Annotated in this window: 13 protein-coding genes and 1 pseudogene; 10 read left to right on the top strand and 4 right to left on the bottom strand. The window is 48.8% G+C overall.

The annotated features are described in order from the left end of the window. Positions 1–618 precede the first annotated feature (618 nt). The 3 genes from hemA to NSQ50_RS24880 are packed head-to-tail and all read left to right on the top strand — an operon-like array spanning position 619 to position 3,502. Positions 619–2,016: a glutamyl-tRNA reductase gene (gene hemA, locus NSQ50_RS24890; protein ID WP_076105536.1), complete on the top strand. Its 1,398-nt coding sequence runs from the start codon at positions 619–621 to the stop codon at positions 2,014–2,016. Between the two features lie 5 nt (positions 2,017–2,021). Beyond that, on the top strand, positions 2,022–2,849 hold the full coding sequence (gene ccsA, locus NSQ50_RS24885) for a cytochrome c biogenesis protein CcsA (protein ID WP_036685126.1): 828 nt from the start codon (positions 2,022–2,024) through the stop codon (positions 2,847–2,849). 5 nt (positions 2,850–2,854) lie between these two features. Continuing rightward, positions 2,855–3,502 (top strand): precorrin-2 dehydrogenase/sirohydrochlorin ferrochelatase family protein, encoded by a 648-nt coding sequence (locus NSQ50_RS24880; RefSeq protein ID WP_076099451.1) that lies wholly within the window; start codon positions 2,855–2,857, stop codon positions 3,500–3,502. Positions 3,503–3,544: 42 nt separating this feature from the next. On the opposite strand, the pseudogene NSQ50_RS31675 reads toward NSQ50_RS24880, so the two are convergent. From NSQ50_RS31675 to NSQ50_RS31665, 3 genes and pseudogenes are all read right to left on the bottom strand, one after another. Beyond that, a pseudogene (locus tag NSQ50_RS31675) lies at positions 3,545–3,751 on the bottom strand (hypothetical protein); the annotation flags it as partial. Between the two features lie 165 nt (positions 3,752–3,916). Further along, positions 3,917–4,237: a DUF1720 domain-containing protein gene (locus tag NSQ50_RS31670; protein WP_445670453.1), complete on the bottom strand. Its 321-nt coding sequence runs from the start codon at positions 4,235–4,237 to the stop codon at positions 3,917–3,919. 36 nt (positions 4,238–4,273) lie between these two features. Beyond that, the gene (locus tag NSQ50_RS31665) at positions 4,274–4,624 is read right to left on the bottom strand and encodes a DUF1720 domain-containing protein (protein WP_445670452.1); all 351 of its coding nucleotides are present in this window, start codon (positions 4,622–4,624) and stop codon (positions 4,274–4,276) included. Between the two features lie 191 nt (positions 4,625–4,815). Here NSQ50_RS31665 and hemC point away from each other — a divergent pair, with 191 nt between their 5' ends. Together hemC and cobA are read left to right on the top strand one after the other, a co-directional pair. Further along, positions 4,816–5,769, top strand: coding sequence for a hydroxymethylbilane synthase (gene hemC, locus NSQ50_RS24875; RefSeq protein WP_076224600.1), 954 nt, complete (start codon positions 4,816–4,818; stop codon positions 5,767–5,769). A 5-nt stretch (positions 5,770–5,774) separates the two neighbouring features. Then, complete coding sequence (cobA, locus tag NSQ50_RS24870; RefSeq protein ID WP_036685196.1) at positions 5,775–7,322, top strand: uroporphyrinogen-III C-methyltransferase; 1,548 nt, start codon at positions 5,775–5,777, stop codon at positions 7,320–7,322. Positions 7,323–7,380: 58 nt separating this feature from the next. On the opposite strand, the gene NSQ50_RS24865 is transcribed toward cobA, so the two are convergent. Then, positions 7,381–7,830, bottom strand: coding sequence for a hypothetical protein (locus NSQ50_RS24865; protein ID WP_143763176.1), 450 nt, complete (start codon positions 7,828–7,830; stop codon positions 7,381–7,383). 430 nt (positions 7,831–8,260) lie between these two features. Between NSQ50_RS24865 and hemB the strand changes: the two genes are divergently transcribed. From hemB to NSQ50_RS24840, 5 genes are all read left to right on the top strand, one after another. Continuing rightward, a complete protein-coding gene (gene hemB / locus NSQ50_RS24860; protein WP_076099453.1) occupies positions 8,261–9,259 on the top strand; it encodes a porphobilinogen synthase in 999 nt (332 codons plus the stop codon). Positions 9,260–9,341: 82 nt separating this feature from the next. Then, entirely contained in the window at positions 9,342–10,643 is a 1,302-nt protein-coding gene (gene hemL, locus NSQ50_RS24855) for a glutamate-1-semialdehyde 2,1-aminomutase (RefSeq protein ID WP_370510546.1), read from the top strand. After that, positions 10,640–11,575: an RluA family pseudouridine synthase gene (locus NSQ50_RS24850; RefSeq protein WP_256717082.1), complete on the top strand. Its 936-nt coding sequence runs from the start codon at positions 10,640–10,642 to the stop codon at positions 11,573–11,575. Before hemL ends, NSQ50_RS24850 begins: the two co-directional genes overlap by 4 nt. Before the next feature lie 332 nt (positions 11,576–11,907). Beyond that, a complete protein-coding gene (locus NSQ50_RS24845) occupies positions 11,908–13,278 on the top strand; it encodes a LysM peptidoglycan-binding domain-containing protein (protein WP_076224598.1) in 1,371 nt (456 codons plus the stop codon). A 581-nt stretch (positions 13,279–13,859) separates the two neighbouring features. Beyond that, complete coding sequence (locus tag NSQ50_RS24840; RefSeq protein ID WP_051491372.1) at positions 13,860–16,559, top strand: valine--tRNA ligase; 2,700 nt, start codon at positions 13,860–13,862, stop codon at positions 16,557–16,559. The last annotated feature ends 1 nt before the right edge of the window (position 16,560 follow it).

Genomic DNA, 16,560 nt, shown 5'->3' with positions numbered 1-16,560 from the left:
GGGAGAGACGCCAAATGCCAAATTACTATTTTAAAGAAATATGGACGCCTTTAAAATTAGTGAATATTCGTTTTTATCTAGATGATGAAAATCGTGTTTGGGTTAAAGTTTGGTCTAAGCATCGGCGACTTCTGAACTACATTCGCTAAAGGCGAAATGAGCAACGGATATGCTAACGTCATGCCTATTGGGAAAGCCTTCTCTTTTGGCTCACCAGTTATCTTCACATTTTGCAAAAGGTGTGGAGAAGTAGCGTCGATAAAAGTTAAGAAACCTGAGAAGTTTTAAGTCACTTAGCAGTGACTTGTTTTTTTTTGGAGAACGGACTTTTTGACGATTTTAAGAACTAGTAGGCCATAATATTTCATTCTCACTTCCACAACCTTATAAATTAGCTAAAAATAACTCATCCTAACCGTAGCGAACCTACGGTTTTTTATTTATAATAATTATTATCTGGATTTCATAAAGCGTTCAAAAAATCTGTAAAAAGTCTTATTTTCGTGTGATATACTTAACACAGTGTTTTGAGATGTTGTGAAAGTGAACGGTATGTAAGATATTAATTTATATAACTGGATTTCAGTAACTTATAGAGACTAGGATGGTGAACTATCGATGCACATCGTCGTCGTTGGCCTGAATTATCGTACGGCTCCCGTGGAGGTTCGGGAACAGTTTGCTTTTGCGGAAAGTGACCTTCCGGCAGCGCTCCATCAACTGATGAAGACGAAGGGTGTGCTAGAAGGGGTCTTAGTAGCTACTTGCAACCGTACGGAAATTTATGTGGTGATGGACCGCCTTCATATGGCTGGTTATTTCATCCGCGGCTTTATGGAGCAATGGTTTGGTGTGAAAAGCGAGCAATTTGCTCAGCATATGTATATTTATGAAGACGAACAGGCGATTGCGCATTTGTTCCGCGTGACCTGCGGTCTGGATTCCATGGTGATTGGGGAGACGCAGATCCTGGGACAGGTGCGGAGTTCTTTTCTCACAGCTCAGGCTGAGGGTGTAACTGGAACTTGGTTCAATCGGTTGTTCAAGCAAGCGGTGACGCTGGGCAAAAGAGCACATAGTGAAACGTCAATCGGCGAGAGTGCAGTATCTGTCAGTTATGCGGCTGTGGAGCTGGGCAAGCGGATTTTTGGCATGTTCACTGGGAAAAAAGTACTGATTCTCGGCGCCGGCAAAATGAGCGAGCTTACCGTGAAGCATCTATACAGTAGTGGTGCGGCAGAAGTGATTGTCGCTAACCGTACGCTGTCGCGTGCGATTGAATTGGCGGAGAAGTTCTCGGGTAAGCCGAGTACGATTGAAGATGCGTTAACAACTCTAAATGAAGTAGATATCGTGATCAGCTCAACAGGAGCAGATGGGTATGTGCTTACGGCTGATAAGGTAGCGCATGCTATGAAACGCCGCCCTTCGCGGCCGCTTTTTATGATTGATATTGCTGTACCACGTGATATTGATCCTGCGGCGGCAAATGTGCCGGATGTTTTTTTGTATGATATTGATGATCTGGAGGGCATTGTGGAGAACAATCTGGAAATGCGCCGAAGTGAAGCTGCGAAGATTGAAGTGATGATCAGCGAGGAAATGGATGAGTTCCAGCTGTGGCTCAAGACGCTTGGGGTAAGACCGGTGATCCGGGCGCTCCAGGATAAATCGAATACGATTCATGAAGAAACGATGGAGAGTTTGTTCAATAAGCTGCCCGAGCTGGACGAGCATCAGCGGAAAGTAATCCGCCGTCTGACTAAAAGTATCGTGAACCAGATGATGCATGATCCGATCAATGTAATTAAAGAGCTGTCCGGCGGTAAGCAGGGGAATGAAGCTCTTGATTATTTTTCCAAAATCTTTGCATTGCAGGAACAGCTCAAATCCGATTCAGATGATGGAGATATTGCCTCGGTTAAGGAGTCTAGTTCTGGAGAACGTACGGCTGGCAGCGCTGATTTTTCTGTGCCTAAGACGGCGCTTGCTCCGGCAGGCTTGCTGGGTGGGTGAATAATATGCAACTGCTGAACGGAATATATGATGCCGCTCTGCTGGTCTATGCCCTGAGCCTGCTGTTTGTTTTCTCGGATTGCCTTAAGAGGAGTCCGGGTGGGAAGCGGTTAGGCACGGGGCTTCTTGTTGTTGTGGGTCTTTTGCAAGTTGCAGGACTTGGAATTCGTTTCTCTCAGGAGAAAGGCCTGCCTATTTTCACACCTTATGATTTCTTGTTTTGGTTTGCGTTTAGTATTGTGCTGACTTCGCTTGCGGTGGCTTTTACACGTGGAGGCGAGTTTACGATTTTGCTGCTCAGTATGGCCGGGTTTAGTGTTTTTCTGCTTAATCGGGTGTGGCTGACGGCGGGTGGGCATACGCTTGAGACTTGGAGTGCGGTGTATGGCTGGCTGACGATGCATGTGATTTTGGCAAATATGAGTTTTGCAGCACTGACGTTAGGGACGGTTTTTGCAATATTGTACTTGTTCCTGCACACCAGACTCAAAAGCAAGAAATGGAGCGACCGGATCCGTCGTTTGCCGAACCTGGAGACTACAGATAAATACTCTTACACCGCTATTTTGGTGGGCACTCCTTTGCTGGGAATATCACTGGTGGTGGCTGGTTTATCTATAGTATCTGAGGGACGGACGCTTTTATTGAAGGATTTAAAAGTATTAACGACTCTTATCGGTCTTGGGATTTACATATTTTATATTATCTTTAAGAAGTCCGGGCGGAAAAGTGGAGTAAGTATGGCTCGCTGGGCGATTTTAGGATATGCTTTTATTATCTTAAATTTTCTGTTGAATTCTTGGTCTGATTTTCACGGTTGGAGCGGGGAGTGAGGGGCATGACGCGTTATTTACCCATAATGCTGGATTGTGAAGGGCAGCACTGTGTGGTTATTGGCGGTGGTGTCGTGGCTGAACGTAAGGTGAGTGGGCTGTTGGAAGCTGGAGCGGTGGTTAAGGTGATTAGTCCTTCTTTGACAGATTCGCTTGATTCTCTAGCTGAAAAAGGTCTCCTGATCTGGATGGACCGTACTTATGCTCCCGGAGATCTCCGTGGGGCCTTTCTCGTATATGCAGCCACTAACGATAGGGCGGTTAATGAAGAGGTTGCGCGGGAGTCTAGACGGCTTGGAATTCATGTAAATGTGGCCAGCCATGCCGAAGCGGGAAACTTTATCACGCCTGGAGTGGTTCGGAGGGGACGTTTGACGGTAGCTGTATCTACTTCGGGTGCTGGCCCGCTTGCGGCAACGAAGATCAAAAATGTGCTTGAAAAAGCGCTGGATGCGGCGTATGAGCCATATTTGGATTTTGTGCATGCCATGCGAACACGGATTAAGGAAAAAGAACCTTCTGCTGAAGTTCGTGGAAGGCTTTTGCGGAAGCTTGGGGCGCTGGATGTGTTGAACGAGATGAGCAAGGGTACCTTCATAGCGTGGAGCCCGGAGGATATGGACGCTTGGATTGCTGAGCAGCGGTTGGAGTAAAAGTGCGCATGGACACTGTAAAGATTAGAAAATTGGGTTAGATTAAGATATGAAGTGATGAGCGGTTGTTTGGTAACCATAATGAATGGCTGAATTGGCTCGTAGTGGCTGGAATGGTGGAATGTACGGTATAAATCCCGTTGAATTGGGTTGAAGTAACTGGAATGGCGAAATGTACGGTATAAGTACTGTTGAATTGGGTTGAAGTAGCTGGAATGGTGAAATGAACGGTATAAATCCCGTTGAATTGGGTTTAAGTGGCTAGGATGGCGGAATGTACGGTAAAAATACTGTTGAATTGGCTCGTAGTGGCTAGGATGGCGGAATGTACGGTATAAGTACTGTTGAATTGGGTTGAAGTAACTGGAATGGCGGAATGAACGGTATAAATCCCGTTGAATTGGCAGGTAGTGGCTAGGATGGCGAAATGAGCGGTATAAATCCCGTTGAATTGGTATGAAGTGGCTGGAATGGTGAAATGAACGGTATAAATCCCGTTGAATTGGGATGAAGTAACTGGAATGGTGAAATGAACGGTATAAATCCCGTTGAATTGGTTTGAAGTAGCTGGAATGGCGAAATGAACGGTATAAATCCCGTTAAATTGGGTTGAAGTAGCTGGGATGGTGAAATGAACGGTATAAATCCCGCTGAAATGGGTTGAAGTAACTGGAATGGTGAAATGAACGGTATAAATCCCGTTGAATTGGGATGAAGTAGCTGGAATGGCGGAATGTGCGGTATAAATACTGTTGAATTGGCTCGTAGTGGCTAGGATGGCGGAATGTACGGTATAAGTACTGTTGAATTGGGTTGAAGTAACTGGAATGGCGGAATGTACGGTATAAATCCCGTTGAACTGGGCTGAAGTAACTGGAATGGTGAAATGAACGGTATAAATCCCGTTGAACTGGGTTGAAGTAACTGGAATGGTGAAATGAACGGTATAAATCCCGTTGAATTGGGTTGAAGTAACTGGAATGGTGAAATGAACGGTATAAATCCCGTTGAACTGGGATGGAGTAGCTTAGAGGGTGGAATGTACGGTATAAATCCCGTTGAATAGAGCTTAAGTAGCTGAGATGGCGGAATGTACGGTAATAATGCCCTATAAATGAGCAACAATCGCCGAAGGAGCCAAATGAAAGGCAAGAATGCCTCAGGTTGGTGGAAATCATCCGAAGTAGCGAATTCAAAGGCAATAATGCCTTTTTTAGAGTGAGAGTAGTTAATTGGTTAGTTTGGGTTTGGATTTCTAGTGCAAGGTTCTGTGGTGAAGAGTAAGAGGCGAACGTTACCAGGAGGAATGGACAATGCGAAAGGTTATAGTGGGGAGTAGACAGAGCGCGCTTGCGTTGACGCAAACGGGACATGTGATTGCTGATTTGGAGCGACTTAGCGAGGAGCATGGTTTTGGATTTACTTTTGAAGTGAAAAAGATCGTCACCAAAGGTGACCGCATTCTTGACGTTACTTTATCCAAGGTAGGCGGCAAAGGGTTGTTCGTGAAGGAAATCGAACAAGCGATGCTGGAAAAAGAAATCGACATGGCGGTGCACAGCATGAAGGATATGCCATCCGAGTTACCGGATGGGCTGATCAATGGTGCTGTGCCGAAGCGTGTCGATCCGCGTGATGTTTTGATCTCTAACGGAGGCGTCTCGCTAGACGAGCTGCCTCAGGGTGCACGCGTAGGCACAAGCAGCCTACGCCGATCCAGCCAGCTTGCTGCGCTGCGGCCTGATCTGGTCATTGAGCCCGTGCGCGGCAACATTGACTCGCGGCTGCGCAAGCTGGAGAGCGGGGAATACGACGCAATCCTGCTGGCAGCGGCGGGGCTGTCGCGCATGGGCTGGCAGGATCGCGTGAGCGCCTACCTGCCGCCGGAGGTTTGCCTGCCCGCAGTAGGGCAGGGTGCACTCGGCATCCAGTGCCGCGCAGATGACGCTGACCTGCGGAAGCTGCTGGCGTTATACAACGATGCCGATACGGCGTTGACGGTAGCGGCGGAGCGCACGTTCCTTGGCGTGCTGAATGGCGGCTGCCAAGTGCCGATTGGTGCTCATGCGGTGCTTGACGCAGCCGCCCAAGCTGCTACCGCTGAGCACAAAGTAATCTCGTTAACGGGGATGGTGGGAACACCGGACGGTTCAACGATTTTGAAAGAAACTTGCACGGGGATTGACCCGGTACAGCTCGGCGAAGAAGTCGCTAAAAAGCTGATTGCAAGAGGAGCGGAGAAGATACTGTCAGACGTTAGGGGATGAGTGGATTGACGGGGAAGGTTTATTTGGTAGGTGCAGGTCCCGGGGACGCAAAGCTGATTACTGTGAAAGGCCTCGAGTGTATCCAAAAAAGCGACGTGCTGGTGTATGATCGCTTGGCAAGTCCTAGATTGCTGAAATGCATGAAACCCGGCGGGGAGAAGATTTATGTAGGTAAGCTGCCGGATCGCCACACGATGAAGCAGGAAGAGATTAATCAATTGTTAGTTGATTTGGCTTTACAGGGGAAAACAGTGGTGCGGCTTAAGGGTGGGGACCCTACGATTTTTGGCCGGGTGGGTGAAGAAGCGGAGCTGCTGCGCAAAAATGGGATCTATTACGAAATCGTACCGGGCATCACGTCAGCGATCAGTGTACCTGCCTATGCGGGTATACCTGTTACGCACCGCGATCATGCCTCTTCCCTGTCGATTATCACCGGGCATGAGAGTCCGGATAAACTGGATCATTCCATACATTGGGATAAAGTAACGAACGCCACAGGCACGTTAGTGTTTCTGATGGGCGTAGCTAAAATAGGTTATATCAGCGCTCAGCTGATCAAGCACGGGCGGCCGCCAGAAACACCAGTGGCACTTGTGCGCTGGGGCACCCGCGCGGATCAGGAGACGCTGACGGGAACCCTCGCCGATATTGAGGCGAAGGTGAAGGCGGCGGATTTTCAGCCGCCGGCAGTCATCGTCGTCGGCGACGTGGTGCTGCAGCGTGAGCAGCTGAAGTGGGTCGAGGCGATGCCGTTATTCGGCAAACGCATCGTGGTGACACGGGCTCGCAGCCAAGCAAGCGAGCTGGTGGATAGAATTGAAGAACTCGGCGGGGAACCCTACGAGTTCCCGGTGATCGAGACGATCATGCCGGAAGGGGCAGAGAAGAAGGCGAAGATTGCAGCGGCGTTTGGCGCGCTGGAATCGTACGACTGGGTATTCTTCACTAGCCCGAACGGCGTGGAGTTTTTTTGGCGCCACTTGGCGGAGCTGGGGGCGGACATTCGCGGGCTACACCGCGCGCGTATTGCAGCGGTGGGGCCAGGCACAGCCGCCGCGCTGGCGCAGCGCGGGGTGATCGCTGAGGAACTTCCGGCGAAGTTTCAGGCGGAAGGTCTGATTGAGACGTTCGGTCCCCAGCTGCTGCCGGGGCAGAACGTGCTTTTGCCGCGCGGCGATCTGGCGCGGGACTGGCTGCCGGACAAGCTGAGAGAGCTTGGCCTTCAGGTGACAGACGTGGATACTTATGAGACGGTTGTCACTGGTGAGGATGACGACGAGTTGTTGAAGCTGCTAGAGGAAGGTCGCGTACACGCGGTAACCTTCACCAGCTCGTCAACCGTGCGTAATTTCATACACATCCTGAAACGGATGGGACTTGAAGATCCGCTCCCGCTACTTGCAAACGTGAAAATCGCCTGCATCGGCCCGTTAACGGAGCAGACTGCGGTAGACGCGGGACTGACACCGGGACTCTTGCCTGAAGAGGCAACCATAGATGGTTTGGTGCAGGAGCTCTGCCGCTGGAATGCGGAGACTCAGCTGCAGTAGCGCTCGGATCGAGGATAGAACGAAGCAATAGTTTACTGGTGAGCTTGGCTTGTTTAGCTTACTTTCTGGTGGGAAGGTAGAAGCTGATTACTCTGCGGGGAGAGTAGTAGCTGTTCAACGGAGAAAGGCAGTGCCTGCTTAGAAATATAGCGCTCAGCTTATAATTAGTTACATTACAGGCTAGAGTTTTGTTCGTAGTTACTAAATAGTTCGTAGTTACATGTGAGTTCGTAGTTACTAAATAGTTGGTGGTTACATGTGAGTTCGTAGTTACTAAATAGTTGGTGGTTACATGTGAGTTCGTAGTTACTAAATAGTTGGTGGTTACATGTGAGTTCGTAGTTACTGAATAGTTGGTGGTTACATGTGAGCTGGTAGTTGCTAAATAGTTGGGTTTACGTGTGAATTGGTAGTTGAGTCTGCGCTTACATTTACTAATTGCATGTGTTGGTTTGCTCGCCGTTATATCTACGCTCAAAAGTGCCACATCGCAACCTTCAAGTAACATATAAATTGAACTCCGAAAGTAGTTACTTATGGAGTTCGGAGTATAATATTTGGTTGTAAACTAACTGGTATGTAGAGAATATGCAGTAGGTTAATGTGATCAGATCTGCTTGAATTTTAGTTTTAGTTGTACTTCATACAATTAAATTTCCTATATATCAGCTAAAGTCGAGTTTAGTTGTAGTATGTACAATTAAATATCCGCTAAATGAGGAATCTTCGCTCTTTTGTAATAAATAACTGTAGAGAATGCAACTAAAGCTTACAATTAGGACAAAACATCGAGATAGTTGCACAAACTACAACTATACGCAGTTAGCCAGTGGTCGGCGGTTTGGTTGCGGCTAATTTGGACTTGGCTGCGGCTAGTTGTGGTTTGCTGCCAGACACATAATTTGGTTTTATATTTTATTTTTCAGGAGGATGAACAAATGAGCTTTCCAATTACACGTCACCGCCGTTTGCGCGGTTCTGCTGGAATTCGTGGCATGGTGCGGGAGACGATACTGAATGTGCTGGATATGGTACAGCCTATTTTTGTGACTCATGGAACAGGTGTGAAGAATGAGATTAGCTCGATGCCGGGCGTGTATCATTTTTCGCTGGATACGTTAAAAGCAGAAGTGGACGAGATCGCCGCACTAGGCATCCCGGCTGTATTGTTGTTCGGGATTCCTGAGACGAAGGATGCTATCGGTTCTTCCGGTTTTGCAGAGGATGGAATTGTGCAAGAGGCTACTCGCTTGATCAAGCAGTGGTACCCAGAGCTGTTGGTCGTTGCAGATACCTGCCTTTGTGAATTTACGGATCACGGACATTGTGGAATGGTGCATACGCATACGGTGAATGGTGTGGTACATGGCGATGTTATCAACGATGCTTCGCTGGAGCTTTTGACTCGTACGGCGGTATCCCAAGCAAAAGCTGGAGCAGATATTATCGCCCCTTCCAACATGATGGATGGATTCGTTCACGCGATTCGTGCGGGACTTGATGAGAACGGTTTTGAGCATGTGCCGATTATGTCGTATTCGGTCAAATATGCTTCGGCATTTTATGGCCCTTTCCGCGAAGCAGCGGATTCAGCGCCACAATTCGGGAATCGCAAAACGTATCAAATGGACCCTGCCAATCTGCGAGAAGCGCTCCGTGAAGCAGAATCCGATGTGTTGGAAGGCGCGGATATGTTAATGGTGAAGCCAGCTCTGGCTTACCTAGATGTGATTCGTACGATTCGTGATCAGTTTGATCTTCCTTTGGTGGCTTATAATGTGAGTGGAGAATATTCCATGGTAAAAGCAGCGGCATTACAAGGCTGGATCGACGAGCAAGCCGTTGTGCTGGAAATGCTGACGGGCATGAAACGCGCTGGTGCGGACATTATTATTACTTATTTTGCAAAAGATGCAGCCCGCTGGCTGCGCGGCTAATCTTCATCACACCGACATCGCGGCAGCTAATATATGTTTGTACAAGCTTGTGTAACCAAGAAGAGAATAGGAGTGAAGATACATGAGTAATGTGCCAATGGCGCGTAAAGAGGAAGCGTCCCGGAAGGCTTTTGATGAAGCAAAACAATATATTCCCGGCGGGGTGAACAGCCCTGTACGGGCGTTTAAATCCGTAGGTCTGACTCCGATTTATGTGGATCATGGGATAGGTTCGCGTATTTTTGATATCGACGGCAACAGCTTTATCGACTATGTGCTCTCATGGGGTCCGCTGATTATGGGTCATGCGCATCCTGAGGTTGTGAAGGCATTGCAGGAGACGGCGGTAAAAGGGACAAGCTTTGGCGCTCCAACGCTACTCGAAACGGAAATGGCAAAAACTGTTGTTGAACGAGTGGCATCTGTAGATATCGTGCGCATGGTTAACTCTGGAACGGAAGCTACGATGAGCGCGATTCGTTTGGCACGTGGTTACACTGGGCGCAGCAAAATCTTGAAATTTGAAGGCTCCTACCACGGTCACGCCGATAGTCTGCTTATTAAGGCTGGCTCTGGTGTAGCTACATTGGGCTTGCCGGATAGCCCGGGTGTCCCAGAAGGCGTTGCAATGAATACCATTACGGTTCCTTACAATGATTTGGAGTCCACTCAGATTGCTTTCGAACGTTTTGGCAATGAGATTGCCGCAGTGATCGTAGAGCCGATTGCCGGCAACATGGGCGTTGTTCCACCGCTTCCAGGCTTCCTGGAAGGGCTTCGTAAATTAACTTCTGACAATGGTTCGCTGCTTATTTTTGATGAGGTTATGACAGGCTTCCGTGTTAATCGTGGCTGTGCTCAAGGCTTGTTCGGGATTACTCCGGATATTACTTGTTTTGGCAAAGTTATCGGCGGCGGACTTCCAGTGGGTGCTTATGGCGGCAAAAGAGAGATCATGGAGCAAATCGCTCCTACTGGACCGATTTATCAGGCGGGCACACTTAGTGGTAATCCATTGGCGATGGCAGCCGGATATACTACGCTCAAGCTGTTGACCCCGGAAGTATATGATCGTCTGGAACAATTGGGTGCACGTCTGGAAGCGGGTTTGAAAAAGAATTCAATTGAGACTGGCATTCCGCTCACGATCAACCGGGTAGGATCAATGGTTTGTCCATTCTTCACTGAAGGACCTGTAATCAATTTTGAAACGGCTAAGACGAGTGACACGGATCTTTTCCGTCGTTATTTTGGTCATATGGTGAGCCAAGGCATCAGTGTGCCACCTTCACAGTTTGAGGGTATGTTCGTATCGGCTGCACATAGTGAGCAGGATATTGATGATACCATTGAGGGCCATTATAATGCCCTGAAGGCCCTTTGAGCATCGGAGCCGGAGAAACAACCGGTGGTGGCGCTTGGACTCGGCGTGGAGAATGGCTGGAGGTAACACCCGGCAAAATCATTACTGGAGCTGAGGATACGCAGGCGACGATTGATAAGTGGCTGCTAGAAACTGTGGGCATGCCCGAGAAACTTCATCTGCGGTTACGCCGCGAGGGAGGTATTCAGTGGAAAGGTGACCGGCTTCGGCTGGCACTTTTTCCCGATCGTGAAGCGGGGATTGAACCGATATGGGAAGAGCTTGAGGTGCTGTACGAGGATGATTTTTGCCTGGTAGCTCATAAACCAGCTGGGATGGCGGTTCATCCAGATGGCAGTGGAACAGGTGTAACTCTGGATCACCTCGTAGCTGCACATTATATCACTTCCGGCGAGAGTGTGGCTGTGCGCCATATTCACCGCTTGGACAAAGATACAACGGGTCCGGTGATGTATGTGAAAAATGAGTTCGCACAGTTAGTTCTGGACGAGAATATGCGTGAAAAAAGCATATCACGGCACTACGCCGCGATCGTCGAAGGCACAGTGCCGCCTGTGCTTAAGGTGATCGATGCCCCGATTGGGCGCGATCGGCATCACGCTGCGCGCAGAAGGGTCTCGCCCGGCGGACAATCTGCCGTGACGCGAATCATCGAGCGCGAGGCACTGCATGGCGGAAGCCTGGTGCATGTGCAGCTGGAGACCGGGCGGACGCATCAGATTCGCGTCCATCTCAGCCATATGGGTCATCCCTTGTATGGGGATGAACTATATGGCGGCCCGATTTGGGCTTCCAGCGCTGCCGGCCGCCATGCCCTGCATGGCGAGTCGTTGTCCTTCCGCCATCCTTGGAGCGGAGAACAGCTGGAAGTCAGCGATCCGTGGCCGGAGGATATGCTGCAGCTGCGAGAGCTGCTGTCTGAAGCACCCTGACGGATACGTAAGCAACTAAAGAACAGTAGAATCAGCAAAAGCTGGTTCTGCTGTTCTTTTTCTATTTTTTTCAGAAAAAAAACATCTATCCATGTCTTATTAATAAAAGCAGCATATAATACTTTGTTCTTACGAAGTAGTGCATCTATCAGCAGGCTGAAGGTTTGATGAGCTCTTAAATTCATGAAATTTATTAGCATCCTGTCCGGTTAGTACTACCAAAGTTGTCATGCCTCTCTGTTTGAAGCATATACATGTGGGGAGTAACATTTTGGGCTTATGCTCTGGGCCTGTCTCAGGGTTAGATTATGCCAAGAAGGAGGACATATCCCGTGTTTGATCAGTCCCACGGCTTGCGGTTTGATATTTACGAACGCATTCACCTTTCGGAAGAGCTTCCGGGAATAGCTGAGCTGGAGGAGGTTGAACTACTTCCGGAAATTCAGGTGATTCAGCGGGAGGATCGGGCCGAGTTATATGGTCAGCTGTTGCTTACCGGGCTTTACCGGAGTGAAGATGACCGAACACAACGTCTGGAGCATGCCATTCCCGTCGAAATCACTGTTCCGCTTACACGCGTCAGCTCGATTGAAGATATTGGGGTGGAGATCGAGAATTTTGATATTGATCTGCTCACGATGCGCACTGTGAATATAACAGGCGTACTATCGCTGCGGGGGATCGGTAGTACGGATCCTCAAACTCAACCGGCCTGGCAGCAAGAGGAGTACACAGTCGCCTATTCTCCTGTTAATGATGACAGGGTGATAGAAGCAACTGCTGAGCACCAAGAACACGAAAATGATACCCTTTATGAAAATTCACAGTGGACCTTTGGTGAAGATGCATCACAGGTTGCTGTAGAAGAACATGAACAGGCCGATGCGGCTGAGGACGCACAGGAGTTACTAGTCTCAAGCGGAGCGGCTCATACGTCCCCTGTAGTCAATTTCTCATCCGCTCAGGAGAAGGACAAGGGCGCAAAAGCCCGGACACATTGTCTAGAGTCACAAGCAGAGGATGCCAAAGCGGGTTTATCCGATTACTGGTTTAAAGCCGAGCCACAGATCAAGGAAGCTGAAGTGTCCCAGCTGAATCAAGCAAGTTATGTGAGCGAAGAGAAGCAGCAGCCGGAAGAGGAATATTCTTTTGCTTCTAGAGAGACCGTTGTTCCAACGGCTAGTGCAGAAGCGAATCAAGATATACCTGTATTTGCTTCTGAGAGTGAGGCTAATCATGAGCTTCATGAACAGGATGAGAATGCTGAACCCATCCATGAGAATGCGAACGAAGTTTTTGTTTCACAGGAAAGTGTGCTTCCTCATGAAGAGAAACAAGATCTTAAGATCGCCTTGGGCAGTAAAAAAGAAGCAGAGGTTCCGGAAAAAGAACATCTCACCTTCTCCTCTTTACTAAGCTCCAGTCGTGTCCGTAAAGAGCAGGAAGCTCTGCAGTCGGAAGGAAACACATCTGCAGCAGTGGACGTTCCAGAGGTTGGTAATAATACGGAATGGAAGAGCAGATTCATTGCCAGCGCGGATGGAGCTAACATGTTCCGCAAAGTTCGGCTGTGTATTGTACAGCGTGAAGAAACACTGGATACCATTGCAGAGAAGTATCAGCTAAGTGCGCGGGAGCTGGTGATGTATAATCGCTTGTCCGGGCAGAGTGTAGAGGAAGGCCAAGTGTTGTACATCCCGTAATCGAATCGTGATGCTTACACAAATGAATAGGTGAATCCCGATCAGGTATTAGGGTCGGGATTTTTGCTGTTTCATTGTTGGAATGAATGCTTCAGAAGAAATAAGTCGAAATTCAGCCTAAAGTCCCGCTGCAAAGGCGTATCCAGGTTGACTAGGGGGGGCTCAAAATGTATTATGGAGTAAGCAATATCTAAGTAAAGACTGGGAACGGGAAGAGTAGGCGGTCAGCCCTTCAGAGAGCGGAATTGCAAGTGCTGTGACATTCCGTAGGAAACAGCCCCCGAAGTCGCCCCGGAGTCGCCCTTCTGAGCTTATCTTCATATCAATGAAGGATAAGTTAGGTTGTGGCCGGTAGCAGCCGTTATCTGTACGAGTGTCGCGCTAAGCTTCTGAATCCGTTGGGTAAGAAGTGTAGTTTTATTTTTCATTGGCGCGAAACAAAGGTGGTACCGCGAAAGAATGACCTTTCGTCCTTTGAGACGAGGGGTCTTTTTGTTTTTTTCAGAGACCTGTGCGCTCTATACAGCAACTTTATTAACAACTATAAGCAACTACAAGTAAACTAGTGGAGGTATCAGAGAATGGCTGACCAAAACCATCTAACAGCGGCAGATGCTGCCGCTACGAATGAATCTAAAAACGAGATGCCAACAACGTATGATCCGAAGGCAGCAGAACAGAAATGGTATTCCTACTGGACAGAGGGCGGATATTTCCGTGCAGGCCAGCGTCCGGATGCTCAAGCCTATAGCATTGTGATCCCGCCGCCAAACGTAACAGGAATGCTGCACATCGGGCATGCGCTCGATTTCACATTACAGGATATCCTGATTCGTACCAAACGGATGCAGGGCTTCGATACGCTTTGGTTGCCAGGTACGGACCACGCAGGTATTGCAACACAAACGAAGGTAGAGCAGAAGCTGCGCGAGCAGGGGATTTCTAGACATGACCTCGGACGTGAGAAGTTCCTGGAGCAGGTGTGGGATTGGAAAGACAAATACGCAAACACCATTCATGAGCAGTGGGCTAAAATGGGACTTTCCCTTGACTACTCTCGCGAGCGTTTTACCCTCGATGAGGGTTTGTCGAAGGGAGTTCGCGAGGTATTTGTTAAGCTTTATAATAAAGGCTTGATCTACCGCGGTAAACGTATCATCAACTGGGACCCGGCGGCTCGTACGGCGTTGTCGGATATCGAGGTTGAATATAAGGAAGTTAACGGTCATCTGTACCATCTGCGTTACCCACTTAAAGATGGCAGCGGACATATCACTGTAGCGACCACACGTCCGGAGACGATGTTGGGTGATACGGCAGTTGCTGTTCATCCTGAGGATGATCGTTATAAAGATCTGATTGGCAAAACGCTGATCCTGCCGATTATCGGCCGGGAGATTCCAATTATCGCTGACGAGTATGTAGATAAAGAGTTTGGCAGCGGTGCGGTTAAGATCACGCCAGCTCATGATCCAAATGACTTCGAGGTAGGTCAACGTCATAATCTGCCGCAGATCAACGTAATGGATGAGAGCGGCACAATGAACGAAGAAGCAGGACCTTACCAAGGTCAAGACCGGAGTGAATGCCGTAAGGCCATCACGGCGGATCTGAAAGAGCAGGGTGTTCTGATCTCCATTGAAGATCATGTGCATCAAGTTGGACACAGTGAACGTTCAGGAGCGGTTGTTGAGCCGTACCTGTCCACACAATGGTTCGTGAAGATGCAGCCGCTCGCCGAAGCTGCCATCAATGCACAGAAGGATGGTAATGGGGTTAACTTTGTACCTGAACGGTTCGAAAGAACCTACCTGAACTGGATTGAAAACGTACGCGACTGGTGTATTTCCCGTCAGCTTTGGTGGGGACATCGTATTCCGGCTTGGTATTCTGAATCTACCGGTGAGCTGGTTGTGGCGAATGATGAGGAAGAAGCGCGCCGGATCAGCGGCCTAACCGACCTGAAACAGGACGAGGATGTTCTGGATACTTGGTTTAGCTCCAACCTCTGGCCGTTTGCAACCCTAGGCTGGCCGAATGAAGACAGCGCAGATTTCAAACGTTACTATCCGAACGATGTGCTCGTAACGGGCTACGATATTATTTATTTCTGGGTAGCGCGGATGATCTTCTCGGCACTGGAATTCACTGGAGAGAAACCATTCTCCGACGTATTGATGCATGGTTTGGTACGGGATGCTGAAGGACAAAAAATGTCCAAATCACTCGGCAACGGTGTAGATCCGCTTGAGGTTATCGAGAAGTACGGCGCAGATGCTATGCGTTATATGATTTCTACCGGCAGCACAGCGGGTCAGGATTTACGCTTCCGCTGGGAAAAGGTAGAGCAGGCGCGTAATTTCGCTAATAAGATCTGGAATGCGTCACGCTTCGCCCTTATGAATCTTGAAGGAGTTAGCTTCGAGAATATTGACATTACTGGTGAGCTAAGTACGGCTGACCGTTGGATTTTGCACCGCCTGAACGAAACTTCTCGTGAAATTACGCGTCTAATTGACTCGTACGAGTTCGGCGAGACCGGCCGCCAGCTGTACAACTTCATTTGGGACGATTTGTGTGACTGGTATATTGAGTTCGCGAAGCTGTCGCTTTACGGAACGGATGCCGCAGCCAAAGCGAAGACACAGTCCGTACTTGCTTATGTACTCGACCGCACGATGCGCTTGATTCATCCGTTTATGCCGTTTATTTCGGAGGAAATCTGGCAGCATCTGCCGCATGAAGGAGAGACAATTACTCTGGCTGCATGGCCTGAGTATGATGCTGCTCTGGAGAACCCGCAAGCGGTAGCGGAAATGAACCTGCTGATGGATGTAATCCGGGCAGTTCGTAATATCCGTGCTGAAGTGAACGTACCGATGAGCAAGAAGGTTGAATTGATTATTAAAGCGAGCAATGAAGAAACGCTGAGCATCATTACTCGTAACGACAACTACATTGGACGTTTCTGCAATACCTCTTCTTTCGAAGCTGGTCTGAATCCGGAAACGCCAGACAAGGTAATGTCCGCTGTAGTAACGGGAGCGGAACTGCTTCTGCCTTTGTCGGGGCTAATTGATATTGAACAAGAAATCGCTCGTCTGGAAAAAGAAGTGCAGACGCTGAATAGCGAAGTAGAACGCGTAGAGAAAAAGTTGAGCAATCAGGGCTTCGTGGCCAAAGCCCCCGCAAAAGTTATCGAAGAGGAGCAGGCGAAGCAGGCGGATTACTCCGCCAAACGTGAGAAAGTACTTGCCCGCATAGCAGAGCTGAGAGGATAAG

The sequence above is a fragment of the Paenibacillus sp. FSL R10-2788 genome (assembly GCF_038003885.1).
Lineage (GTDB): Bacteria > Bacillota > Bacilli > Paenibacillales > Paenibacillaceae > Paenibacillus_AQ > Paenibacillus_AQ odorifer.
This window is presented reverse-complemented; position numbering and strand designations above follow the sequence as displayed.